This window comes from Exiguobacterium sp. N4-1P (genome assembly GCF_002214325.1).
Genome location: NZ_CP022236.1, coordinates 82,446 through 103,753, shown reverse-complemented (window position 1 = coordinate 103,753; position 21,308 = coordinate 82,446). Strand labels below are relative to the sequence as shown.

At 46.7% G+C, this 21,308-nt stretch carries 27 protein-coding genes; all 27 read right to left on the bottom strand.

What is annotated here, in order from left to right:
* Window positions 1-11 precede the first annotated feature (11 nt).
* Window positions 12-197: a 50S ribosomal protein L30 gene (rpmD, locus tag A0126_RS00615; RefSeq protein WP_012369027.1), complete on the bottom strand. Its 186-nt coding sequence runs from the start codon at window positions 195-197 to the stop codon at window positions 12-14.
* Between the two features lie 18 nt (window positions 198-215).
* A complete protein-coding gene (rpsE, locus tag A0126_RS00610; RefSeq protein ID WP_012369026.1) occupies window positions 216-716 on the bottom strand; it encodes a 30S ribosomal protein S5 in 501 nt (166 codons plus the stop codon).
* A 22-nt stretch (window positions 717-738) separates the two neighbouring features.
* Window positions 739-1,089, bottom strand: coding sequence for a 50S ribosomal protein L18 (gene rplR, locus A0126_RS00605; RefSeq protein ID WP_029332268.1), 351 nt, complete (start codon window positions 1,087-1,089; stop codon window positions 739-741).
* 37 nt (window positions 1,090-1,126) lie between these two features.
* Window positions 1,127-1,663 carry a 50S ribosomal protein L6 gene (rplF, locus tag A0126_RS00600; RefSeq protein ID WP_029332267.1) on the bottom strand — a complete coding sequence of 179 codons (537 nt, stop codon included), beginning with the start codon at window positions 1,661-1,663 and terminating at the stop codon, window positions 1,127-1,129.
* 31 nt (window positions 1,664-1,694) lie between these two features.
* On the bottom strand, window positions 1,695-2,093 hold the full coding sequence (gene rpsH / locus A0126_RS00595) for a 30S ribosomal protein S8 (RefSeq protein ID WP_012369023.1): 399 nt from the start codon (window positions 2,091-2,093) through the stop codon (window positions 1,695-1,697).
* Between the two features lie 31 nt (window positions 2,094-2,124).
* The gene (gene rpsN / locus A0126_RS00590; protein ID WP_012369022.1) at window positions 2,125-2,394 is read right to left on the bottom strand and encodes a 30S ribosomal protein S14; all 270 of its coding nucleotides are present in this window, start codon (window positions 2,392-2,394) and stop codon (window positions 2,125-2,127) included.
* Between the two features lie 14 nt (window positions 2,395-2,408).
* Entirely contained in the window at window positions 2,409-2,948 is a 540-nt protein-coding gene (gene rplE / locus A0126_RS00585) for a 50S ribosomal protein L5 (protein ID WP_029332266.1), read from the bottom strand.
* 31 nt (window positions 2,949-2,979) lie between these two features.
* Window positions 2,980-3,291 carry a 50S ribosomal protein L24 gene (rplX, locus tag A0126_RS00580; protein ID WP_029332265.1) on the bottom strand — a complete coding sequence of 104 codons (312 nt, stop codon included), beginning with the start codon at window positions 3,289-3,291 and terminating at the stop codon, window positions 2,980-2,982.
* A gap of 34 nt (window positions 3,292-3,325) precedes the next feature.
* Window positions 3,326-3,694 (bottom strand): 50S ribosomal protein L14, encoded by a 369-nt coding sequence (gene rplN, locus A0126_RS00575; protein ID WP_012369019.1) that lies wholly within the window; start codon window positions 3,692-3,694, stop codon window positions 3,326-3,328.
* A 48-nt stretch (window positions 3,695-3,742) separates the two neighbouring features.
* Window positions 3,743-4,006: a 30S ribosomal protein S17 gene (gene rpsQ, locus A0126_RS00570; protein ID WP_014969155.1), complete on the bottom strand. Its 264-nt coding sequence runs from the start codon at window positions 4,004-4,006 to the stop codon at window positions 3,743-3,745.
* A 31-nt stretch (window positions 4,007-4,037) separates the two neighbouring features.
* Window positions 4,038-4,241 carry a 50S ribosomal protein L29 gene (gene rpmC, locus A0126_RS00565; protein WP_012369017.1) on the bottom strand — a complete coding sequence of 68 codons (204 nt, stop codon included), beginning with the start codon at window positions 4,239-4,241 and terminating at the stop codon, window positions 4,038-4,040.
* Window positions 4,228-4,665 carry a 50S ribosomal protein L16 gene (rplP, locus tag A0126_RS00560; protein WP_012369016.1) on the bottom strand — a complete coding sequence of 146 codons (438 nt, stop codon included), beginning with the start codon at window positions 4,663-4,665 and terminating at the stop codon, window positions 4,228-4,230. The genes rpmC and rplP overlap by 14 nt, the downstream gene beginning before the upstream one ends.
* 33 nt (window positions 4,666-4,698) lie before the next feature.
* Entirely contained in the window at window positions 4,699-5,355 is a 657-nt protein-coding gene (rpsC, locus tag A0126_RS00555) for a 30S ribosomal protein S3 (RefSeq protein ID WP_026834299.1), read from the bottom strand.
* A 12-nt stretch (window positions 5,356-5,367) separates the two neighbouring features.
* Window positions 5,368-5,700, bottom strand: coding sequence for a 50S ribosomal protein L22 (rplV, locus tag A0126_RS00550; RefSeq protein ID WP_029332264.1), 333 nt, complete (start codon window positions 5,698-5,700; stop codon window positions 5,368-5,370).
* Between the two features lie 20 nt (window positions 5,701-5,720).
* Window positions 5,721-5,999: a 30S ribosomal protein S19 gene (rpsS, locus tag A0126_RS00545; protein WP_012369013.1), complete on the bottom strand. Its 279-nt coding sequence runs from the start codon at window positions 5,997-5,999 to the stop codon at window positions 5,721-5,723.
* Between the two features lie 63 nt (window positions 6,000-6,062).
* Entirely contained in the window at window positions 6,063-6,893 is an 831-nt protein-coding gene (rplB, locus tag A0126_RS00540; RefSeq protein WP_029332262.1) for a 50S ribosomal protein L2, read from the bottom strand.
* Window positions 6,894-6,925: 32 nt separating this feature from the next.
* Window positions 6,926-7,210, bottom strand: coding sequence for a 50S ribosomal protein L23 (gene rplW / locus A0126_RS00535; RefSeq protein WP_029332261.1), 285 nt, complete (start codon window positions 7,208-7,210; stop codon window positions 6,926-6,928).
* On the bottom strand, window positions 7,210-7,833 hold the full coding sequence (gene rplD, locus A0126_RS00530; RefSeq protein ID WP_029332260.1) for a 50S ribosomal protein L4: 624 nt from the start codon (window positions 7,831-7,833) through the stop codon (window positions 7,210-7,212). The genes rplW and rplD overlap by 1 nt, the downstream gene beginning before the upstream one ends.
* A gap of 29 nt (window positions 7,834-7,862) precedes the next feature.
* A complete protein-coding gene (gene rplC / locus A0126_RS00525) occupies window positions 7,863-8,489 on the bottom strand; it encodes a 50S ribosomal protein L3 (RefSeq protein WP_029332259.1) in 627 nt (208 codons plus the stop codon).
* A 68-nt stretch (window positions 8,490-8,557) separates the two neighbouring features.
* Complete coding sequence (rpsJ, locus tag A0126_RS00520; protein ID WP_029332258.1) at window positions 8,558-8,866, bottom strand: 30S ribosomal protein S10; 309 nt, start codon at window positions 8,864-8,866, stop codon at window positions 8,558-8,560.
* A gap of 316 nt (window positions 8,867-9,182) precedes the next feature.
* A complete protein-coding gene (gene tuf / locus A0126_RS00515) occupies window positions 9,183-10,370 on the bottom strand; it encodes an elongation factor Tu (RefSeq protein WP_088836007.1) in 1,188 nt (395 codons plus the stop codon).
* A gap of 117 nt (window positions 10,371-10,487) precedes the next feature.
* A complete protein-coding gene (fusA, locus tag A0126_RS00510) occupies window positions 10,488-12,566 on the bottom strand; it encodes an elongation factor G (RefSeq protein WP_029332256.1) in 2,079 nt (692 codons plus the stop codon).
* 124 nt (window positions 12,567-12,690) lie between these two features.
* A complete protein-coding gene (gene rpsG / locus A0126_RS00505) occupies window positions 12,691-13,161 on the bottom strand; it encodes a 30S ribosomal protein S7 (protein WP_023466623.1) in 471 nt (156 codons plus the stop codon).
* Between the two features lie 49 nt (window positions 13,162-13,210).
* Window positions 13,211-13,633: a 30S ribosomal protein S12 gene (gene rpsL, locus A0126_RS00500; protein WP_012369004.1), complete on the bottom strand. Its 423-nt coding sequence runs from the start codon at window positions 13,631-13,633 to the stop codon at window positions 13,211-13,213.
* Between the two features lie 125 nt (window positions 13,634-13,758).
* Window positions 13,759-14,010: a ribosomal L7Ae/L30e/S12e/Gadd45 family protein gene (locus A0126_RS00495; protein WP_088836006.1), complete on the bottom strand. Its 252-nt coding sequence runs from the start codon at window positions 14,008-14,010 to the stop codon at window positions 13,759-13,761.
* A gap of 80 nt (window positions 14,011-14,090) precedes the next feature.
* On the bottom strand, window positions 14,091-17,690 hold the full coding sequence (gene rpoC, locus A0126_RS00490; RefSeq protein ID WP_088836005.1) for a DNA-directed RNA polymerase subunit beta': 3,600 nt from the start codon (window positions 17,688-17,690) through the stop codon (window positions 14,091-14,093).
* Window positions 17,691-17,710: 20 nt separating this feature from the next.
* The gene (rpoB, locus tag A0126_RS00485) at window positions 17,711-21,268 is read right to left on the bottom strand and encodes a DNA-directed RNA polymerase subunit beta (RefSeq protein WP_088838389.1); all 3,558 of its coding nucleotides are present in this window, start codon (window positions 21,266-21,268) and stop codon (window positions 17,711-17,713) included.
* Window positions 21,269-21,308 lie beyond the last annotated feature (40 nt).

Sequence of the window (21,308 nt, the reverse complement as noted above, 5' to 3'; positions counted from 1 at the left end):
ATATCGTTCTATTACTCTTGAATTTCTTTAACTGTCAATAAGTGTGACACGTGGTTAATCATCCCACGCATAGCAGCGTTGTCAGGTACGACAACCGTTTGGTGCATCTTACGGAGACCAAGCGTACGAGTAGTAACGCGTTGGTTCTCCGGACGACCGATCATGCTGCGTGTGAGGGTAACTGCGAGTTTCGCCATCTGTATTCCCTCCCTTTCTTAACCGCGAAGTTCTTCGACGGTTTTACCGCGGAGTTTCGCAACGTCTTCAGCACGTTTAAGTGAAGTGAGACCTTTAACAGTCGCACGAACCATGTTGATTGGAGTGCTTGATCCAAGTGATTTCGAAAGAATGTCGTTGATTCCCGCTAATTCGAGAACCGCACGAACTGGGCCACCAGCGATGACTCCAGTACCTTCAGAAGCAGGTTTCAAGAAGACGTGACCTGCACCGAAAATTCCGTTGATTTCGTGTGGAATTGTAGTGTTAACGATTGGGACGTTAACCATGTTTTTCTTTGCATCTTCGATTGCTTTACGGATCGCTTCAGGCACTTCCTGAGCTTTACCCGTACCGAAACCTACGTGACCATTCTTGTCACCTACGACGACGAGTGCAGCAAAACGGAAGCGACGGCCACCTTTTACTACTTTCGCGACGCGGTTTACAGTAACAACGCGTTCTTCGAGTTGATCCATGTTAATTTCTAACTGGCGCATGTAGAGGTTCCCTCCTTTTCTATTAGAATTTGAGACCAGCTTCACGAGCTGCTTCAGCTACAGCTTTGATACGTCCATGATAGAGATATCCTCCACGGTCGAAAACGACTGTTTCAATACCTTTTTCAAGAGCGCGTTCAGCTGCGAGCTTACCGACTGCTGTTGCAGCGTCAGCTGTGTTGCCTTTTTCAAGATCGAGTGATGATGCAGATGCGAGTGTTGCATGTGTTGCATCGTCAATGACTTGTACGTAAATGTTCTTGTTCGAACGGAATACGTTCATGCGTGGACGTGTTGCAGTCCCGATGATTGTACGACGTACACGACCATGACGCTTTTTACGCGTAGCGTTTTTGTCTGCCTTTGAGATCATTTATGCCACTCCTTTCCGGTCAATTCGTATCAACGAATTACTTACCTGTTTTACCTTCTTTACGACGAACGACTTCATCACTGTAACGAATTCCTTTACCTTTGTACGGCTCAGGTTGACGGTACGAACGAATCAATGCAGCAACGTGTCCAACACGCTCTTTGTTGATTCCGCGGATGATGATTTGCGTATTCGTAGGAACTTCGACTTCAATGCCTTGTTCCGGAGTGTACTCGATTGGGTGTGAGTAACCGAGGTTGAGTACGATTTTGTTACCTTGCTTTTGAGCACGGTAACCAACACCTTGGATATCAAGTGTCTTAGCAAAACCGTTGTTTACACCTTCGACCATGTTCGCGATAAGCGCACGAGTCGTTCCGTGAATTGTACGGTTAGCCTTTTCGTCGTTTGGACGAACGACAGTCAATTCATTACCTTCTACGTTGATAGCCATAGTCGGGTTGAACTCACGTGTGAGTTCACCTTTAGGACCTTTTACTGTAACTGTGCTGTTTTCAACTGTTACTGTAACGCCTGCTGGGATAACGACCGGCTTTTTACCAATACGTGACATTTAAGACACCTCCGTTCTTTTTATGCGTGAATTACCAGATGTATGCGATCACTTCGCCGCCGACTTTTTGTTGGCGAGCTTCTTTGTCTGTCATAACACCTTTAGATGTTGAAACGATAGCGATTCCGAGACCACCGAGTACTTTCGGGATTTCATCAGCTTTCGCGTAAACGCGAAGACCTGGTTTCGAGATACGTTTGAGTCCAGTGATAACGCGTTCGTTGCTTGCGCCATACTTAAGGAATACGCGGAGCGTACCTTGTTTGCTGTCCTCGAGATATTCAACATCGCGGATGAAACCTTCACGTTTGAGGATTTCAGCGACTTCACGTTTGATTGTAGAAGCTGGCATTTCCAACTTCTCATGGCGAACCATGTTTGCATTACGAATGCGTGTAAGCATATCTGCAATCGGATCTGTCATAACCATGCGATGTACCTCCTTTCACAACTTTAATGAATTACCAGCTTGCTTTTTTAACACCAGGGATTTGACCTTTATGAGCAAGATCACGGAACTTAATACGGCTGATACCGAATTTACCAATGTAACCGTGTGGACGGCCAGTGATACTGCAACGGTTGTGTAAACGAACCGCTGAAGAGTTACGTGGGAGTTTGCTCAAGCCGATGTAGTCGCCTTGTGCTTTCAATTCTGCGCGTTGTTCAGCGTAGCGCTCTACGAGTGCTTGGCGTTTTACTTCACGTGCGATCATTGATTTCTTAGCCATGTGTGCGGCCTCCCTTATTTTTGGAATGGCATGCCGAGTGCTGTGAGAAGCTCACGAGACTCTTCATCCGTATTAGCAGTAGTTACGATAACGATGTCCATACCACGGACTTTAGATACGCGATCGTAGTCGATCTCTGGGAAGATCAATTGTTCCTTCACGCCTAGCGTGTAGTTACCACGGCCATCGAATGATTTCTTCGATACACCACGGAAGTCACGTACACGTGGAAGTGACACGTTGATCAACTTGTCGAGGAATTCGAACATGCGCTCTCCGCGAAGTGTAACCTTCGCACCGATTGGCATACCTTCACGAAGTTTGAAACCAGCGATTGATTTCTTAGCTTTCGTGATGAGTGGCTTCTGACCAGTGAGGAGCTGAAGCTCTTCTACTGCCATGTCAAGTGCTTTCGTGTTCGTAACAGCGTCACCAACACCCATGTTGATTACGATCTTATCGACTTTCGGCGCTTGCATTACAGAAGTATAGTTGAATTTCTCCATCATTACTTTGACGATTTCGTCTTGGTATTTAGCTTTTAAACGGTTCATCAGAAAGTGGACCTCCTTTCTTTAAATCTTCTTATTTATCTAAAGCTTCGCCCGATTTTTTAGCGATACGTACTTTCTTGCCGTCAACCACAGTGAAACCAACGCGTGTTGGAGTTCCTGTCTTAGGGTCGATGAGCATAACGTTCGATACGTGAATCGGTGCTTCTTTCTCGACAATTCCGCCTTGCGGGTTAAGTTGAGAAGGTTTTGTGTGTTTTTTGATCATGTTAACGCCTTCGACGATAACGCGATCTTTTTTAGGCATAGCAGTAAGAATAACGCCTTGTTTGCCTTTATCTTTACCAGTCATAACCTGAACTTTATCACCTTTTTTGACATGCATCGTTAGAGCACCTCCTTGTAGGAATTCTTTGGAATTAAAGTACTTCCGGTGCCAACGAGACGATCTTCATGAAGTCTTTTTCACGAAGTTCGCGTGCGACTGGTCCGAAGATACGTGTGCCACGTGGGCTTTTATCATCTTTGATGATGACTGCTGCATTTTCGTCAAAACGGATGTACGAACCGTCTTTACGACGAACGCCACGTTTAGTACGAACGACTACTGCGCGTACAACTTCACCTTTTTTGACAACGCCACCTGGTGTTGCTTGTTTAACTGTGCAAACAATTACGTCACCGATGTTAGCAGTTTTGCGACCAGATCCACCGAGGACTTTGATCGTCAAGACTTCACGAGCTCCTGAGTTGTCTGCTACTTTCAAGCGAGATTCTTGTTGAATCATACGATTGTACCTCCCTCCGGATGTTTATTCATCCGAACTAATTAGAGTTTAGATGATTACTGCTTTTTCGACGACTTCTACGAGACGGAAACGTTTGTCCTTAGAAAGTGGACGTGTTTCTTGAATGCGTACAACATCACCGATTTTAGCTGTGTTGCTTTCATCATGCGTTTTATACTTCTTAGAGTAGTTTACGCGTTTGCCGTAGAGCTTGTGCTTTACTTTAGTCTCAACTGAAACAACGATCGTTTTATCCATTTTGTCAGATACGACGCGTCCAGTTAATACTTTGCGGTTGTTAGTGCGTTCCATTGAGTGTTCCTCCTCTCAGAATCCGAGTGAATTATGCGTTGTTGATGCCGAGTTCGCGTTCACGAAGAACGGTTTTCGCGCGTGCAATCGACTTGCGCACTTCACGGATACGAGCAGGGTTCTCAAGCTGACCAGTCGCGAGTTGGAAACGAAGGTTGAACAACTCTTCTTTCCACGAACCGACTTTACCGTTGAGCTCTTCTGTAGTTTGCTGACGGAGATCAGTTGCTTTCATTCGTATCACCACCATTTTCTTCACGTTTTACGAACTTACATTTTACTGGAAGTTTGTGTGATGCAAGACGGAGAGCTTCGCGTGCGATCTCTTCCGATACTCCTGCGATTTCGAACATTACTTTCCCCGGTTTAACGACTGCAACCCAGCCCTCCGGAGCACCTTTACCTGAACCCATTCGGACTTCAAGAGGTTTTTTAGTGTATGGTTTATGTGGGAAAATCTTGATCCACACTTTACCACCACGTTTCATATAACGAGTCATCGCGATACGCGCTGATTCGATTTGACGGCTAGTGATCCAGCTAGCTTCTTGAGCTTGGATACCGAACTCGCCGAAGTGTACTGTAGTACCACGTTTCGCTTTACCACGCATGTTGCCGCGGTGAACACGACGATATTTTACACGTTTTGGTAACAACATGTTGTGTTGCCTCCTTCCCTAGACGGATGTGGATTATTGTTCGTTAGATGCTGCTTTTTTAGTAGGAAGCACTTCACCGTGGTGGAGCCATACTTTTACGCCAATTTTGCCGTAAGTTGTATCAGCTTCAGCAGTACCGTAATCGATGTCTGCACGGAGTGTATGAAGTGGAACTGTTCCTTCTGAATACTTCTCTGAACGAGCGATATCAGCGCCACCAAGACGACCAGAAACTTCAGTCTTGATTCCTTTGATACCTGAACGCATAGAACGTTGGATTGATTGCTTCATTGCACGACGGAAAGATACGCGGCCTTCAAGTTGGCGAGCGATGTTTTCAGCGACAAGTTTAGCAACTGCATCCGGGTTTTTCACTTCAACGACGTTAACGTGAACGCGTTTGCCTTTTGCAAGGTTAGTGATGTCTGTACGAAGTGTTTCGATTTCAGAACCGCCTTTACCGATAACCATACCAGGTTTAGCAGTGTGAAGTGAAATGTTCAAGCGGTTTGCAGCGCGCTCGATTTCAATTTTAGAAACACTAGCGTCTTTAAGACGTTTTTCGATATATTCACGAACTACGTAGTCTTCATGAAGGAGATCAGCATAGTCTTTATCTGCGAACCAACGTGATTCCCAGTCTTTGATGATACCTACGCGAAGACCAGTTGGGTTAATCTTCTGACCCACGGTAATCCCTCCTTATTTTTCAGATACCACGATGTGAACGTGGCTCGTACGTTTGTTGATACGGCTTGCGCGACCCATTGCACGTGGGCGGAAACGTTTGAGCGTTGGACCTTCGTTGACGTAAGCCTCTGTTACTACGAGGTTTTCGATGTTCATGTCGAAGTTGTGCTCAGCGTTCGCGATTGCCGATTTCAATGCTTTTTCAACGATTGGCGTTGCTGCCTTGTTCGTGTAAGCAAGAATCGAAAGAGCTTCGCCGATTTGCTTCCCGCGGATTAAGTCTACTACGAGACGTGCCTTACGAGGAGCAATGCGAACCATATTAGCCGATGCTTTTGATTGCATAATGAGTACCTCCCCTCAGATTAACGTTTCGTCTTCTTATCGTTACCAGCATGTCCTTTATAAGAACGAGTTGGCGCGAATTCACCAAGTTTGTGACCGACCATATCTTCTGTCACGTAAACCGGTACGTGTTTACGACCATCGTAGACAGCGATCGTGTGACCGATGAACTCTGGGAAGATTGTCGAGCGGCGTGACCAAGTTTTGATAACATGCTTGTCACCAGCTTCGTTGGCTTTATCAACCTTAGCGAGCAAATGGTGATCTGCAAATGGACCTTTTTTCAAGCTGCGACCCATAGTTGTACCTCCCTTTGGCATGATTCAGGAACGGTTCCTACGAACCGTTCAGAAATCACGTAATTATTTTTTAGAACGGCGGACGATGTATTTATCGCTCGCTTTGTTTTTCTTACGAGTTTTGTATCCGAGTGCCGGTTTACCCCAAGGAGTAAGTGGGCCCGAACGACCGATTGGAGCACGTCCTTCACCACCACCGTGTGGGTGATCAACTGGGTTCATTACAGAACCACGAACTGTAGGACGTTTTCCGAGCCAGCGTGAACGACCAGCTTTACCGATATTGACGAGCTCATGCTCTTCATTACCGACAGCGCCGATTGTAGCACGGCAAGTAGCAAGGATCATACGTGTTTCGCCTGATTGAAGACGAACAATCGCGTATTTACCATCTTTACCGAGAAGCTGAGCAGAAGTACCAGCTGAACGAACGAGCTGACCACCTTTACCAGGCTTAAGTTCGATGTTGTGGATCAACGTACCAACTGGGATGTTTACAAGTGGAAGAGCGTTACCGACTTTAATGTCAGCTTCTGCTCCTGACATGATTTGCATGTCAACTTTCAATCCTTTAGGTGCGAGGATGTAGCGTTTTTCACCATCGATGTAGTGTACAAGAGCGATGTTTGCAGAGCGGTTCGGATCGTACTCGATTGTAGCGATACGGCCAGCGATGCCATCCTTGTTACGTTTGAAGTCGATGATACGGTATTTACGTTTGTGTCCGCCACCTTGGTGACGTACTGTCAAGCGACCTTGGTTGTTACGTCCGCCCTTTTTCGAAAGCTTTTCAGTTAACGATTTTTCAGGACGTGAAGCCGTAATTTCAGCAAAGTCGAGTGCAGTCATGTTACGACGACCGTTAGTGGTCGGTTTAAACTTTTTAATTCCCATCGAGAGTTCCCTCCTTTTCTACAGAGTACCGATTAACCGAGGTAATCGAGTTCTTTGCTATCTGCAGTAAGCGTGACGACCGCTTTTTTGCGGCGTGCTGTGTAACCAGCGTGACGACCTACGCGTTTTGCTTTTGGTTTTGAGATAAGTGTGTTGATTTTTTCAACTTTAACGCCGAAGATCGCTTCAACAGCATCTTTGATTTGAGTCTTAGATGCCTTCACGTCTACTTCGAACGTGTACTTTTTCTCAGCCATTTGGTTCACTGAGCGTTCAGTAATTACAGGACGTTTGATAATGTCGTGTGTATGTGCCATTATGCAAGCACCTCCTCTACTCTCGCAACTGCATCCTTCGTGAAGATGACTTTGTCGTGTCCGACAAGATCAAGGACGTTTACTCCAGCAGCGTCAACGACTGTGACACCAGGAATGTTGCGTGTTGAAAGAACGACTGTCTCGTTGTAATCAGCAGTAACGACAAGAACTTTACGTTCGATTGAAAGAGCAGCGAAGACCGAAATCATATCTTTTGTTTTCGGAGCATCGATTGTCAAACCTTCAAGAACGATGAACTCGTTGTTAGCGACTTTCGAAGAAAGTGCTGAACGTAATGCGAGACGACGAACCTTTTTAGGAAGTTTATAAGCGTACGAACGTGGTGTTGGACCGAAGACTGTTCCACCGCCAACCCATTGTGGCGAACGGATCGAACCTTGGCGTGCACGACCAGTACCTTTTTGTTTCCATGGTTTACGGCCGCCACCGCGAACTTCCGAGCGACCTTTTGTATCATGTGTACCTTGGCGACGTGAAGCTTGTTGCATGACGATTGCATCGTATACGACTGCTTCGTTTGGCTCGATTCCGAAAACGGCATCTGCGAGCTCAATATCTCCAACTTGTGTACCTGTTTGGTTAAGCAAAGCTACTTTAGGCATTCGTTATTCCTCCTTTCCTTGCAAACGGATTAGTTGCCTTTAACCGCAGTTTTGACGACAACTTGGCTCTTACGCGCGCCTGGGATAGCACCCTTGACGAGGAGTAAGCCACGTTCTACATCAACTTTTACGATTTCAAGGTTTTGAACAGTGATTTGTTCTCCACCCATGCGTCCTGGGAGCAATTTCCCTTTGAATACACGGTTTGGAGCGACAGGACCCATTGAACCTGGGCGACGGTGGTAACGCGAACCGTGAGCCATTGGACCACGTGATTGGTTGTGACGCTTGATTGCTCCAGCGAAACCTTTACCTTTCGACGTACCTGTTACATCAACCATTTCGCCTGCAGCGAAAGTATCTGCTTTAATCTCTTGACCGATTTCGAAATCTGTTACAGATGTACGGATTTCTTTAATGAAGCGCTTAGGTGTCGCACTTGCTTTCGCAGCGTGACCTTTTTGCGGTTTGTTTTGACGACCTTCTTTGATATCACCAAAGCCGAGTTGGACTGCTTCGTAACCGTCCACTTCCATTGTCTTCAATTGAAGAACAACGTTACCTTCTACTGAAACGACAGTAACTGGTACTACTTCGCCTGACTCGTTGAAGATTTGTGTCATACCGAGTTTAGTTCCTAAGATTCCTTTAGCCATGAGATACACCTCCTAATATTGAATGATTTTGATCTTCTGGCTAGTATCAACTATTTATAGAAGAAAAATTAAAGTTTGATTTCAATGTCAACGCCCGATGGAAGTTCAAGACGCATAAGCGCATCAACTGTTTTCGGTGTTGGGTTAACGATGTCGATCAAACGTTTGTGTGTACGCATTTCGAACTGCTCACGAGCATCTTTGTACTTGTGAACGGCACGAAGTACTGTGTAGATCGCTTTCTCCGTTGGGAGTGGGATCGGTCCAGATACAGTAGCACCAGAACGTTTTGCTGTGTCGACAATTTTCTCAGCCGATTGATCAAGCACGCGGTGATCGTATGCTTTCAAACGGATCCGAATTTTTTCATTTGCCATGTTGTTTCCCTCCTTTTCGCCTATTTCGTAAATAGACATTCTCCGCGGAAATTTCCACACTAGCCATGGCAATGCCGCCTGGTGTGTCATAACCTCCCGCTTCATCGCGTTGTGTTTGTGACCAACATATTCTAGTTTACTTAATTCCAAGCAAGAATGCAAGCAAAATAAATTAGAACTTGTTTTCAAGTCTCTCACCACTCGCACAAACACTTTCCTCAGTATATAAGATGTCTGACCATGTTGCAAGACTGTTTTTCAGAAAACAAAAAAAGGTCTTCCGTCACGGGAGACGGAAGACCTTTTTGCTTAAAAATTACTCAACGATTTCTGTAACTGATCCAGCGCCTACTGTACGGCCACCTTCACGGATTGAGAAACGAGTTTCTTTTTCAAGAGCGATTGGTGCGATGAGTTCAACAGTCAATTCGATGTTGTCCCCAGGCATAACCATTTCAGTACCTTCAGGAAGTTGGCACATACCAGTTACGTCAGTTGTACGGAAGTAGAACTGTGGACGGTAGTTACCGAAGAATGGCGTGTGACGGCCACCCTCTTCTTTTGAAAGGATGTAAACTTGCGCTTTGAAAGTTTTGTGCGGTGTGATTGTGTTTGGTTTCGCGAGAACTTGTCCACGCTCGATGTCGTCACGTGATACACCACGAAGAAGAGCTCCGATGTTGTCGCCAGCTTCAGCATAGTCAAGAAGCTTACGGAACATCTCTACACCAGTACATACTGATTTTTTAGTTTCTTCGTGAAGACCAACGATTTCGATCTCGTCGTTGACTTTAAGAACTCCACGCTCAACGCGGCCAGTAGCTACTGTACCACGACCAGTGATTGAGAAAACATCCTCAACTGGCATCATGAAGTCTTTTTCAGTGTCGCGAGTTGGCTCAGGGATGTACTCATCAACAGCTGTCATGAGTTCCATGATTTTTTCTTCCCATTTAGCTTCGCCGTTAAGCGCGCCGAGAGCAGATCCTTGGATAACTGGGAGGTCATCGCCTGGGAAGTCATACTCAGAAAGAAGTTCGCGGATTTCCATTTCAACGAGTTCAAGAAGCTCTTCGTCGTCAACCATGTCGACTTTGTTCATGAATACTACGATGAAAGGAACACCTACTTGACGTGAAAGCAAGATGTGCTCACGTGTTTGTGGCATTGGACCGTCAGTTGCAGAAACAACGAGGATCGCGCCGTCCATTTGTGCAGCACCAGTGATCATGTTTTTAACATAGTCAGCGTGACCTGGGCAGTCAACGTGTGCATAGTGGCGTTTTTCTGTTTCGTACTCGATGTGAGCTGTTGCGATAGTGATACCGCGCTCGCGCTCTTCTGGAGCACCATCGATTTGGTCAAACTTAGTTGCAGCTTTACCTTGTGATTTTGCAAGTACAGCTGAGATAGCTGCTGTTAAAGTTGTTTTACCGTGGTCGACGTGGCCAATTGTACCAACGTTAACGTGCGGTTTAGAACGGTCGAATTTTTCTTTACCCATTCTGAATTCCTCCTCTATGTGTCTAATAATTTTTTATAACTAGGAAGGTGAATCGTCGAATAACGTACACCTTCCTTAGCTTACACTAATCAAATAATCGTGACAACCTGTGAAGGATTAGCCGTTTGATTTTTTGATGATTTCTTCAGCAACTGATTTCGGTACTTCTTCGTAGTGATCGAAGTGCATTGAGTACGTACCGCGACCTTGTGTGCGCGAACGAAGTCCTGTTGCATATCCGAACATTTCCGAAAGTGGAATCATCGAGCGAACGACTTGTGCGTTCCCACGAGCTTCCATACCTTCAACGCGTCCACGGCGTGACGTAACGTCACCCATGATGTCTCCCATGTATTCGTCTGGGATGACGATTTCAACTTTCATCATTGGCTCAAGGATAACAGCGCCGCTCTTATCTTTAAGTTGTTTGACTGCCATTGAAGCCGCGATTTTAAATGCCATCTCGTTTGAGTCGACATCGTGGTATGAACCGAAAACGAGTGCTGCTTTAACGTCAACTACTGGATAACCAGCAAGGATACCGTTTTGAAGTGCTTCTTCGATTCCGTTTTCAACCGCTGGGATGTATTCACGCGGAACAACACCACCGACGATTTTGTTGTTGAACTCGAAGCCAGCACCTTCTTCGTTCGGCTCGAATTCTACGACGACGTGACCATACTGACCACGACCACCTGATTGACGAGCGAACTTAGAATCGATTTTCGCTGCTTGGCGAATCGTTTCACGGTAAGCTACTTGTGGAGCACCAACGTTAGCTTCGACTTTGAACTCGCGACGCATACGGTCAACGATGATGTCGAGGTGAAGCTCACCCATACCTGAGATGATCGTTTGACCAGTCTCTGGGTTTGTTTCAGTGCGGAACGTTGGATCCTCTTCAGCAAGCTTAGCAAGTGCTTGACCCATTTTATCTTGGTCGGCTTTCGTTTTTGGTTCGATTGCGACCGAGATAACTGGTTCTGGGAATGTCATTGATTCGAGAACGACGTTGTCTTTCTCAGAACAAAGCGTATCACCAGTAGTCGTATCTTTAAGACCTACAGCTGCAGCGATGTCACCAGCGAAGACCATTGGGATCTCCTCACGGCTGTTCGCGTGCATTTGAAGGATACGTCCAAGACGCTCACGTTTACCTTTTGTTGAGTTCTTAACGTATGATCCTGCCGAAGCTGTACCAGAGTACACACGGAAGAACGTTAATTTACCAACATACGGGTCAGTCATAACTTTGAATGCAAGTGCAGAAAATGGCGCTTCGTCAGTAGACTCACGAACGATCTCTTCATCTGTATCCATGTTAATTCCTGTGATTGCTTTTACGTCGACTGGTGATGGGAGGTAGTCAAGGACTGCGTCAAGCATAAGCTGGACACCTTTGTTCTTGAATGCCGAACCAACGAGTACAGGGTAGAAATCAACTGTAAGAGTCGCTTTACGGATACCCGCTTTTAACTCTTCGATTGAAATTTCCTCGCCCTCGAGGTATTTCATCATCATTTCTTCTTCGTAATCCGCAACAGCTTCGATTAATGATGCACGAAGTTCTTCAGCTTCGTCTGCGAATTCTGCAGGGAAACCATCCGTTACTTCGATATCAGTACCGATGTCGTTACCGTACATGTATGTTTTCTTTTCAACGAGGTCGATGATTCCTTTGAATTCATCTTCAGCGCCGATTGGAATTTGGATTGCGTGTGCGTTCGCTTGAAGGCGATCGCGGAGCGTTCCGACCGAGTACAGGAAGTCTGCACCGATTTTATCCATTTTGTTTACGAAAACGATACGTGGTACGCCGTAAGTTGTAGCTTGGCGCCATACTGTCTCAGTTTGTGGCTCAACACCAGACTGAGCATCAAGTACTGCAACCGCACCATCAAGTACACGGAGTGAACGTTCAACTTCAACAGTGAAGTCTACGTGTCCAGGAGTATCGATGATGTTTACGCGGTTACCTTTCCATTGTGCAGTTGTTGCTGCCGATGTAATCGTGATTCCACGTTCTTGCTCTTGCTCCATCCAGTCCATTTGTGAAGCACCTTCGTGCGTTTCACCGATTTTGTGGATACGACCCGTGTAATAGAGGATACGCTCAGTCGTTGTTGTTTTACCAGCATCGATGTGGGCCATGATCCCGATATTACGGGTGTTCTTAAGGGAGAATTCTCTTGCCATCTTTAAACATTCTCCTTTCGCATTTTAATTTAGTGTACGTGCGTTGCCACACGTCATGACTATACCCGAAAGCCACCTCATATTTCCATACAAAATGGCATAGATGAGGTGGTTAATTCCGGATTTACCAGCGGTAGTGAGCAAACGCTTTGTTCGCTTCCGCCATTTTGTGCATATCTTCGCGCTTCTTAACAGAAGCACCAGTGTTGTTTGCAGCGTCCATGATTTCATTAGCAAGACGAGCATCCATAGTTTTCTCGTTACGGAGACGTGAGTAGTTCACGAGGTAACGAAGTGCGAGTGTCGTACGGCGCTCAGGGCGGACTTCGACAGGAACTTGATAGTTAGCTCCACCTACACGGCGTGCTTTTACTTCAAGAACTGGCATGATGTTGTTCATCGCCTCTTCAAAAACTTCCATTGCATCGCGACCTGAACGTTCAGCGATAGTTTCGAAAGCTTTGTATAAGATTTGTTGAGCAGTACCTTTTTTACCATCTAACATAAGACGGTTGATAAGGCGGGTAACGAGTTTAGAGTTGTAGATCGGATCAGCCATTACATCACGACGTTCTGCTTGACCTTTACGTGGCATTCCGAGTCCCTCCTTTCATATAGTGAGGTGATATCTTCAGATATCTAGATTATTTTTTTGCTGCTTTTGGACGTTTAGTACCATATTTCGAGCGACCTTGCATACGGCCGTCAACTCCAGCTGTATCAAGTGCACCACGAACGATGTGATAACGTACCCCTGGTAAGTCTTTTACGCGGCCTCCGCGAATAAGAACAACACTGTGTTCTTGCAAGTTGTGGCCGATACCTGGGATGTAAGCTGTTACTTCCATTGTGTTCGTCAAGCGTACACGTGCGTACTTACGAAGAGCCGAGTTCGGTTTCTTCGGAGTCATTGTACCTACACGAGTACAAACACCACGTTTTTGTGGTGAGCTGATGTCAGTACGAGCTTTAATGAAGCTGTTGTACCCTTTGTTCAGCGCTGGCGAATCTGATTTCACAACTTTTGATTGACGTCCTTTACGGACCAATTGATTGATAGTAGGCATCTTTGAGATCCTCCCTTCCTGAATTCATGACAAGTTTCAAAACCACCGAGCCGGGTGGTTCATCGAAAGTCATAATGAAACGTTTTGCGTGGCTCAGGCATTCCATCGCCACACAAAACGTATTATCAAACTTTCTTAATGGCAACAGCAGTTGCCGCGACATCGATTCCACAAACCTTACCAAGCTCAAGCTTAGAAGGCACGTTCACAACCGGAACGTTAGCTTGTTTCGCCGCATCGAGCAATGCTTGTTTTACGTGTTCATCTGCGTCATCCGCGATGATCACTTCCGACGCCTTGCCAGATCGCAATGCTTTGAGCGTTTGCTTTTGACCGACAAACTTCAAATCTGCGCCGACTACTTTTTTGTAAGACATGAAGATATCCTCCAAAATAACACGGCCGGTTGGCAACACTATATCATAGTAGCACCGCCATACCGACGTGTCAAGGCGTTTTATTCTACAGGAGAATCTGCTTCTACAGGTGCTTCACCAGCTACTTCGAGTCCGATTTGACGGTAACGTGTCATTCCTGTACCAGCTGGAACTAGTTTACCGATAATAACGTTCTCTTTCAAGCCGCGAAGGTAGTCGCTCTTCCCTTTGATTGCTGCATCCGTAAGGACACGAGTAGTTTCCTGGAACGAAGCAGCTGATAGGAACGAGTCTGTCTCAAGCGATGCTTTTGTAATACCAAGGAGAACTGGTTTAGCGGAAGCGAGTGCTTTTCCTGCACGGAGCGCTTCTTTACATGCTTCTTTAAAGGTACTGATATCAACGAGTGAACCAGGGAGAAGTGTTGTCTCACCTGACTCGATGACGCGAACGCGGCGGATCATTTGACGAACCATGACCTCGACGTGCTTGTCACCGATTTCAACTCCTTGCATCCGGTATACTTTTTGAACTTCCTGAAGAAGGTAGTTCTGAACACCAGATACACCTTTAACGTTTAAGAGTTCTTTCGGATCAATCGATCCTTCTGTGAACACTTGACCGGCAATGACTTCTTCACCGAGTTGAACACGTAGACGCGATCCGAATGGAATCGTGTATGTGCGTGTTTCGCTCAGACCTTGAATCGTCAATTCACGTTTGTCACGCGACTCTGTAAAGTCGATGACTTGTCCGTCGATTTCCGAGATGACCGCTTGACCTTTCGGGTTACGGGCCTCGAACAACTCTTGGATACGTGGAAGACCTTGCGTGATATCATCTCCGGCAACCCCACCTGTGTGGAAGGTACGCATTGTAAGCTGCGTTCCTGGCTCACCGATTGATTGTGCCGCAATGATTCCGACTGCTTCACCGACTTCAACATCGTTACCCGTTGCAAGGTTACGTCCGTAACATTTCTTACAGACACCATGACTCGTGTTACAAGTGAAGGCAGTACGAATTTCAACGTTGTCGATACCAGCGTCCGTAATTGTACGCGCGATATCTTCGTCGATGAGTTCGTTAACAGAAACAAGAACTTCTCCCGTTTCCGGGTGAACGACTTTTTCGAATGCCGTACGTCCGACGAGTCGGTCGTAAAGACTTTCGATTTCTTCCGTTCCTTCGCGAAGAGCCATGACACGGATACCACGATCCGTTCCACAATCATCTTCACGAATGATAACATCTTGCGCTACATCAACGAGACGACGAGTCAGGTAACCTGAATCGGCAGTTTTCAAGGCTGTATCGGCAAGACCTTTACGCGCACCGTGCGTCGAGATGAAGTATTCCTGAACCGTCAGACCCTCACGGAACGAAGATTTGATCGGGAGCTCGATGATCCGTCCACTTGGAGCGGCCATGAGTCCACGCATCCCTGCAAGCTGCGTAAAGTTTGACGCGTTACCACGGGCACCAGAGTCACTCATCATGAAGATCGGGTTTAGACGGTTGAGGGATTTCATCAGACGAGACTGAATTTCATCCTTCGCGTCGTTCCACGACTTGACGACACGCTCATAGCGCTCGTCTTCCGTGATGAGACCACGGCGGTACGATTTCATAACGCGATCCACGTTATCTTGTGCTTCGACCAGGATTTCCTGTTTGTCCGGAAGTACGATGATATCCGAGATACCAACCGTGATACCGGCACGTGTCGAGTGTTTGAAACCAAGGTTTTTCATGCGGTCGAGCATACGGCTCGTCTCCGTCGTTTCGAAACGTTTGAAGACTTCCGCGATGACATTTCCAAGGAATCCTTTTTTGAATGGCTCAATGATTGGACGGTTCTTGATTTCAGCAGCAACATCCGTTCCATTTTCAAGGAAGTACTTCTCAGGCGTTGCTTCCTGTAAGTTGCTCATTGTTGGCTCATTCAAGTATGGGAAAGTCGTTGGGAGGATCTCGTTGAAGATCAACTTACCGACAGTCGTAACCAATAATTTCTCGTTTTGTGACTCTGTAAACGTCGGGTTCTTAAGAACGCCGGCAGGAATCGCAACACGTGAATGGAAGTGAACATACCCGTTTTGGTAGGCGATGAGTGCTTCATTCACAGTCGAGAAGATTTTACCTTCACCGATCGCGTTTTCGCGTTCGAGTGTGAGGTAGTAGTTACCGAGGACCATATCCTGCGATGGTGTAACAACAGGCTTACCGTCTTTCGGGTTCAAGATGTTTTGTGCAGCGAGCATGAGAAGACGTGCTTCTGCTTGTGCTTCTGCAGAAAGTGGTACGTGGACCGCCATTTGGTCACCATCGAAATCGGCGTTGTAAGCCGTACATACGAGTGGGTGTAGGCGAATCGCGCGACCCTCGACAAGTGTTGGTTCGAACGCCTGAATACCGAGACGGTGAAGTGTCGGTGCACGGTTCAAGAGAACCGGATGCTCGCGGATGACTTCTTCAAGTACATCCCAGATTTCAGGTTGAACGCGTTCGATTTTACGTTTCGCACTCTTAATGTTTGGTGCGATACCACGTGAGACGAGTTCTTTCATAACAAACGGTTTGAAGAGCTCAAGGGCCATTTCTTTTGGAAGACCACATTGATACATCTTCAAGTTTGGACCAACGACGATAACCGAACGACCAGAGTAGTCGACACGTTTACCGAGTAAGTTTTGACGGAAACGTCCTTGTTTCCCTTTCAACATATGTGAAAGAGATTTTAATGGACGGTTACCTGGTCCAGTGACCGGACGGCCACGACGACCATTATCGATCAAGGCATCAACCGCTTCTTGTAACATCCGTTTTTCATTCTGAACGATGATGTTCGGAGCGCCAAGGTCAAGAAGACGCTTGAGACGGTTGTTACGGTTGATAACACGACGGTATAAATCGTTTAAATCTGATGTCGCGAAACGTCCACCATCAAGCTGGACCATCGGACGAAGTTCCGGCGGGATGACTGGCAATACTTCGAGAACCATCCATTCCGGGTTGTTGCCTGAGTTGCGGAAAGCATCTAAGACTTCAAGACGTTTGATCGCACGTGTACGACGTTGTCCTTGAATCATTCGAAGGTCTTCACGTAAACCAGCTACTTCTTTTTCGAGTTCAACGTCGCGGAGCAATTTACGAACTGCTTCCGCACCCATTTCAGCTGTGAATGAGCTACCGAATTTCTCACGGTATGCACGGTATTCTTTTTCTGAAAGGAGTTGTTTTTTCTCGAGTGTCGATTCGCCCGGATCTGTAACGACGTACGATGCGAAGTAAATGATCTCTTCGAGCGCACGTGGTGACATATCTAAGACAAGACCCATACGACTTGGGATTCCTTTGAAGTACCAAATGTGCGAAACCGGTGCTGCGAGCTCGATGTGACCCATGCGCTCACGACGGACTTTCGACTTCGTGACTTCAACGCCACAGCGGTCACAAATGATTCCTTTATAACGGATTCGTTTGTATTTCCCACAGTAACATTCCCAGTCTTTCGTTGGACCAAAAATCCGTTCACAGAACAAACCGTCTTTCTCTGGCTTGAGCGTACGATAGTTGATCGTCTCCGGCTTTTTCACTTCCCCGAAAGACCACGAACGGATCTTTTCGGGGGAAGCGAGGCCGATTTTCATATATTCAAATCTATTAACATCTACCAAGGGGTGGACCTCCCTTTCGCTTATTCCTCTTCAGTAACAACTGGTGCGACAGGCGCTTGAACTTCTTCGAGTGCTGGAGTCGCGTTCGGGATGTTGTCCTCGTCGTCGTCCTTCATTTCGATCTCTTCGTCCTCAGCAGACATCATCTTAACGTCCATACCAAGTGATTGAAGTTCTTTAATGAGAACTCGGAACGATTCCGGTACGCCCGGTTGCGGTACATTTTCGCCTTTAACGATCGCTTCATACGCTTTAACACGACCGATCGTATCATCCGATTTGATCGTTAAGATCTCTTGGAGTGTATACGCGGCACCATATGCTTCAAGTGCCCAAACTTCCATCTCTCCGAAACGCTGTCCACCGAACTGGGCTTTACCACCGAGCGGCTGTTGCGTAACGAGTGAGTAAGGACCCGTCGAACGTGCGTGAAGCTTATCATCGACCATGTGGGCGAGTTTAATCATATACATGACACCGACCGAGATGCGGTTATCAAACGCTTCACCCGAACGACCGTCATAAAGAACAGTCTTCGCGTCGCGATCCATACCGGCTTCTTCAATCGTTGCCCAAACATCTTCCTCACGTGCACCATCAAATACCGGTGATGCGACTTTGATTCCGAGTTGGCGTGCAGCCATACCAAGGTGAAGCTCGAGCAACTGCCCGATGTTCATCCGTGATGGTACACCAAGTGGGTTCAACATGATGTCGATTGGTGTGCCGTCTGGCATGTACGGCATGTCTTCTTCTGGCAAGATACGTGAGATAACACCTTTGTTACCGTGACGACCTGCCATTTTATCTCCTTCGTGAATCTTACGTTTTTGAACGATGTACGCACGGATCAACTGGTTGACACCAGGAGATAGTTCGTCGCCGTTATCACGATCGAAGATTTTGACGTCAAGGATGATACCGTCGCCGCCGTGTGGTACACGGAGTGATGTATCACGCACTTCACGTGCTTTTTCACCGAAGATCGCATGTAACAGACGTTCTTCAGCTGTCAATTCCGTTACGCCCTTAGGTGTAACTTTACCGACTAAGATATCCCCATCTTTTACTTCAGCACCGACACGAATGATTCCGCGGTCGTCGAGGTTTTTCAGGGCGTCGTCACCGACGTTCGGAATATCACGAGTGATTTCTTCCGGTCCGAGTTTTGTATCGCGTGATTCACATTCGTATTCCTCAATGTGGATCGATGTGTAGACATCATCTTTCACAAGACGTTCGCTCATGATGACGGCATCCTCGTAGTTGTAACCATCCCATGTCATGAAACCGACGAGTACGTTACGACCGAGCGCAAGTTCCCCACCGTCCATTGATGGACCATCTGCAAGAATCTCGCCTTTATCGACAGGATCGCCTGCTTTGATGATTGGTTTTTGGTTATAGCACGTTCCTTGGTTAGAACGAATGAATTTTTGGATTTTATAACGATCAAGTTCACCTTGAACGATGTTGCCATCGACTTCCGTCGTACGACGGACAAGGATTTCACGAGCCGTTACGCGCTCAGCGATACCAGAGTGTTTTGCAACAACGGCAGCTCCTGAGTCTTTCGCAGACACGTACTCCATCCCAGTTCCAACAATCGGAGATTCTGGATCGAGAAGTGGTACGGCCTGACGTTGCATGTTTGCTCCCATGAGGGCACGGTTCGAGTCATCGTTCTCAAGGAACGGAATACATGCTGTCGCTGCCGAAACAACCTGTTTCGGAGAAACATCCATGTAATCGACACGTGATGGCTCAACAGACAAGTTTTGTCCACGGAAACGTGAGAGGACGTGTGTATCTTGGAACGTCTTCTCTTCCGTCAACAACATGTTTGCCTGCGCAACGACGTAGAGATCTTCTTCGTCTGCCGTCATGTAGTGAATTTCATCCGTGACAACACCCGTTTCCGGATTGACACGGCGGTATGGTGCTTCGATGAAACCATACTCATTGACTTTCGCGAACGAAGACAGTGAGTTGATCAAACCGATGTTTGGTCCCTCTGGCGTTTCGATTGGACACATACGGGAATAATGCGAGTAGTGAACATCTCGAACTTCAAAGCCAGCACGCTCACGTGTCAAACCACCGGGTCCGAGAGCAGATAGACGACGTTTGTGCGTCAACTCAGCGAGCGGGTTTGTTTGGTCCATGAACTGTGATAACTGTGAGCTACCGAAGAACTCTTTAATTGACGCGATAACAGGACGAATGTTGATCAATGCCTGTGGCGTGATCGCATTCTGATCTTGAATCGACATACGTTCCTTAACGACACGTTCCATACGTGAAAGACCAATACGGAACTGGTTTTGGAGCAATTCACCGACAGAACGGAGACGACGGTTACCGAGGTGGTCGATATCGTCTGTTGTTCCTACTTCATGCAACAAGTTGAAGAAGTAGTTGATTGCAGCAATCATGTCAGCAGGCGTAATGTGCTTGATGTCACGATCGATGTTACCGTTACCGATGATATTGATGATGCGTTCACCTTCAGCATCGTCCGGTGCGAACACCTTGATCGACTGTAAGTTGAAGGCTTCGCCTTGTGTTACGCCGCCAGTTGGCGTCGCTTCGATGTAACCGACAGATCCTTCAAGGAATGGCAAGACTTTGTCGAGCATACGACGGTCAAGAACCGTTCCAGCTTCTGCGATTACTTCACCTGTTTCAGGGTCAACGAGCGTTTCCGCAAGCTTTTGTCCGAACAGACGATTCTTCAGATGAAGCTTCTTATTGATTTTATAGCGACCAACGTTTGCCAAGTCGTAACGTTTCGGGTCGAAGAACCGTGACACGAGAAGTGCTTTCGCATTTTCAACTGTCGGTGGCTCACCCGGGCGTAGACGCTCATAGATTTCGATGAGGGCTTTTTCCGTTGATTCTGTATTATCTTTTTCAAGCGAATTCCGGAGGTACTCATCATCTCCAAGGAGATCGATGATTTCCTGATCCGTACCGAAACCAAGAGCACGTAAAAGAACCGTTACAGGAATCTTACGCGTGCGGTCGATTCGGACATATACGATATCTTTCGCATCTGTCTCAAGTTCGAGCCATGCTCCACGGTTCGGGATGACCGTTGCCGAGAATCCACGTTTACCGTTCTTATCTAACTTATTGTTGTAATACACACTTGGCGAACGAACAAGCTGAGAAACGATAACTCGTTCCGCACCATTAATAATGAATGTTCCCGACTCCGTCATAAGCGGGAAGTCACCCATGAAGACTTCTTGTTCCTTCAATTCACCCGTCTCTTTGTTTTGAAGACGGACTTTAACGCGCAGTGGTGCCGAATAGGTCACGTCGCGTTCTTTCGATTCATCAATCGAATACTTCGGCTCACCGAGCGAGTAATCGATGAATTCTAATACGAGATTTCCTGTGAAGTCGGAAATCGGCGAAATGTCATGAAACATCTCACGAAGACCTTCCCGTAGGAACCATTCGTATGAATTCGTTTGAATCTCAATTAGATTTGGAAGTTCTAATACTTCGCTGATACGTGCATAGCTTCTTCTCTGACGGTGACGACCGTACTGAACAAGTTGACCAGTCAACTGATTCACCTCTCAGACCCACTTCTTCTTCTAGAGAAGG

What these genes read in the sequence shown, in the direction of transcription:
- tuf (WP_088836007.1), bottom strand. Translation starts at nt 10,370, where the DNA reads ATGGGTAAAGAAAAATTCGACCGTTCTAAACCGCACGTTAACGTTGGT.
- rpsE (WP_012369026.1), bottom strand. Translation starts at nt 716, where the DNA reads ATGCGCCAGTTAGAAATTAACATGGATCAACTCGAAGAACGCGTTGTT.
- rplP (WP_012369016.1), bottom strand. Translation starts at nt 4,665, where the DNA reads ATGTTGTTACCAAAACGTGTAAAATATCGTCGTGTTCACCGCGGCAAC.
- rplB (WP_029332262.1), bottom strand. Translation starts at nt 6,893, where the DNA reads ATGGGAATTAAAAAGTTTAAACCGACCACTAACGGTCGTCGTAACATG.
- rpsQ (WP_014969155.1), bottom strand. Translation starts at nt 4,006, where the DNA reads ATGGAACGCACTAACAACCGCAAAGTATTAACTGGACGCGTCGTATCT.
- rplE (WP_029332266.1), bottom strand. Translation starts at nt 2,948, where the DNA reads ATGAACCGTTTAAAAGCTAAATACCAAGACGAAATCGTCAAAGTAATG.
- rplF (WP_029332267.1), bottom strand. Translation starts at nt 1,663, where the DNA reads ATGTCACGTATTGGTAAAAAGCCGGTCGTTATCCCAGCAGGCGTTACA.
- rplC (WP_029332259.1), bottom strand. Translation starts at nt 8,489, where the DNA reads ATGGCTAAAGGAATCTTAGGAACTAAACTCGGTATGACACAAATCTTC.
- rpsN (WP_012369022.1), bottom strand. Translation starts at nt 2,394, where the DNA reads ATGGCTAAGAAATCAATGATCGCACGTGAAGTAAAACGCCAAGCACTC.
- rpsG (WP_023466623.1), bottom strand. Translation starts at nt 13,161, where the DNA reads ATGCCACGTAAAGGTCAAGCAGAACGTCGTGATGTAATGGCTGATCCG.
- rpmC (WP_012369017.1), bottom strand. Translation starts at nt 4,241, where the DNA reads ATGAAAGCAACTGATCTCCGTCAGCAAACTACAGAAGAGCTCAACGGT.
- A0126_RS00495 (WP_088836006.1), bottom strand. Translation starts at nt 14,010, where the DNA reads ATGTCTTACAAAAAAGTAGTCGGCGCAGATTTGAAGTTTGTCGGTCAA.
- rpsS (WP_012369013.1), bottom strand. Translation starts at nt 5,999, where the DNA reads ATGGGTCGCAGCTTGAAAAAAGGTCCATTTGCAGATCACCATTTGCTC.
- rpsH (WP_012369023.1), bottom strand. Translation starts at nt 2,093, where the DNA reads ATGGTTATGACAGATCCGATTGCAGATATGCTTACACGCATTCGTAAT.
- fusA (WP_029332256.1), bottom strand. Translation starts at nt 12,566, where the DNA reads ATGGCAAGAGAATTCTCCCTTAAGAACACCCGTAATATCGGGATCATG.
- rplX (WP_029332265.1), bottom strand. Translation starts at nt 3,291, where the DNA reads ATGCATGTCAAAAAAGGTGATAAAGTTCAGGTTATGACTGGTAAAGAT.
- rplD (WP_029332260.1), bottom strand. Translation starts at nt 7,833, where the DNA reads ATGCCTAAAGTAGCTTTGCTTAACCAAACAGGTACACAAGTTGGAGAT.
- rpsJ (WP_029332258.1), bottom strand. Translation starts at nt 8,866, where the DNA reads ATGGCAAATGAAAAAATTCGGATCCGTTTGAAAGCATACGATCACCGC.
- rplR (WP_029332268.1), bottom strand. Translation starts at nt 1,089, where the DNA reads ATGATCTCAAAGGCAGACAAAAACGCTACGCGTAAAAAGCGTCATGGT.
- rplN (WP_012369019.1), bottom strand. Translation starts at nt 3,694, where the DNA reads ATGATTCAACAAGAATCTCGCTTGAAAGTAGCAGACAACTCAGGAGCT.
- rplV (WP_029332264.1), bottom strand. Translation starts at nt 5,700, where the DNA reads ATGCAATCAAAAGCATCGGCTAATATGGTTCGCATTGCTCCTCGTAAG.
- rpmD (WP_012369027.1), bottom strand. Translation starts at nt 197, where the DNA reads ATGGCGAAACTCGCAGTTACCCTCACACGCAGCATGATCGGTCGTCCG.
- rpsL (WP_012369004.1), bottom strand. Translation starts at nt 13,633, where the DNA reads ATGCCTACTATCAATCAATTGGTCCGTAAAGGACGTCAATCAAAAGTT.
- rplW (WP_029332261.1), bottom strand. Translation starts at nt 7,210, where the DNA reads ATGGCACATACACACGACATTATCAAACGTCCTGTAATTACTGAACGC.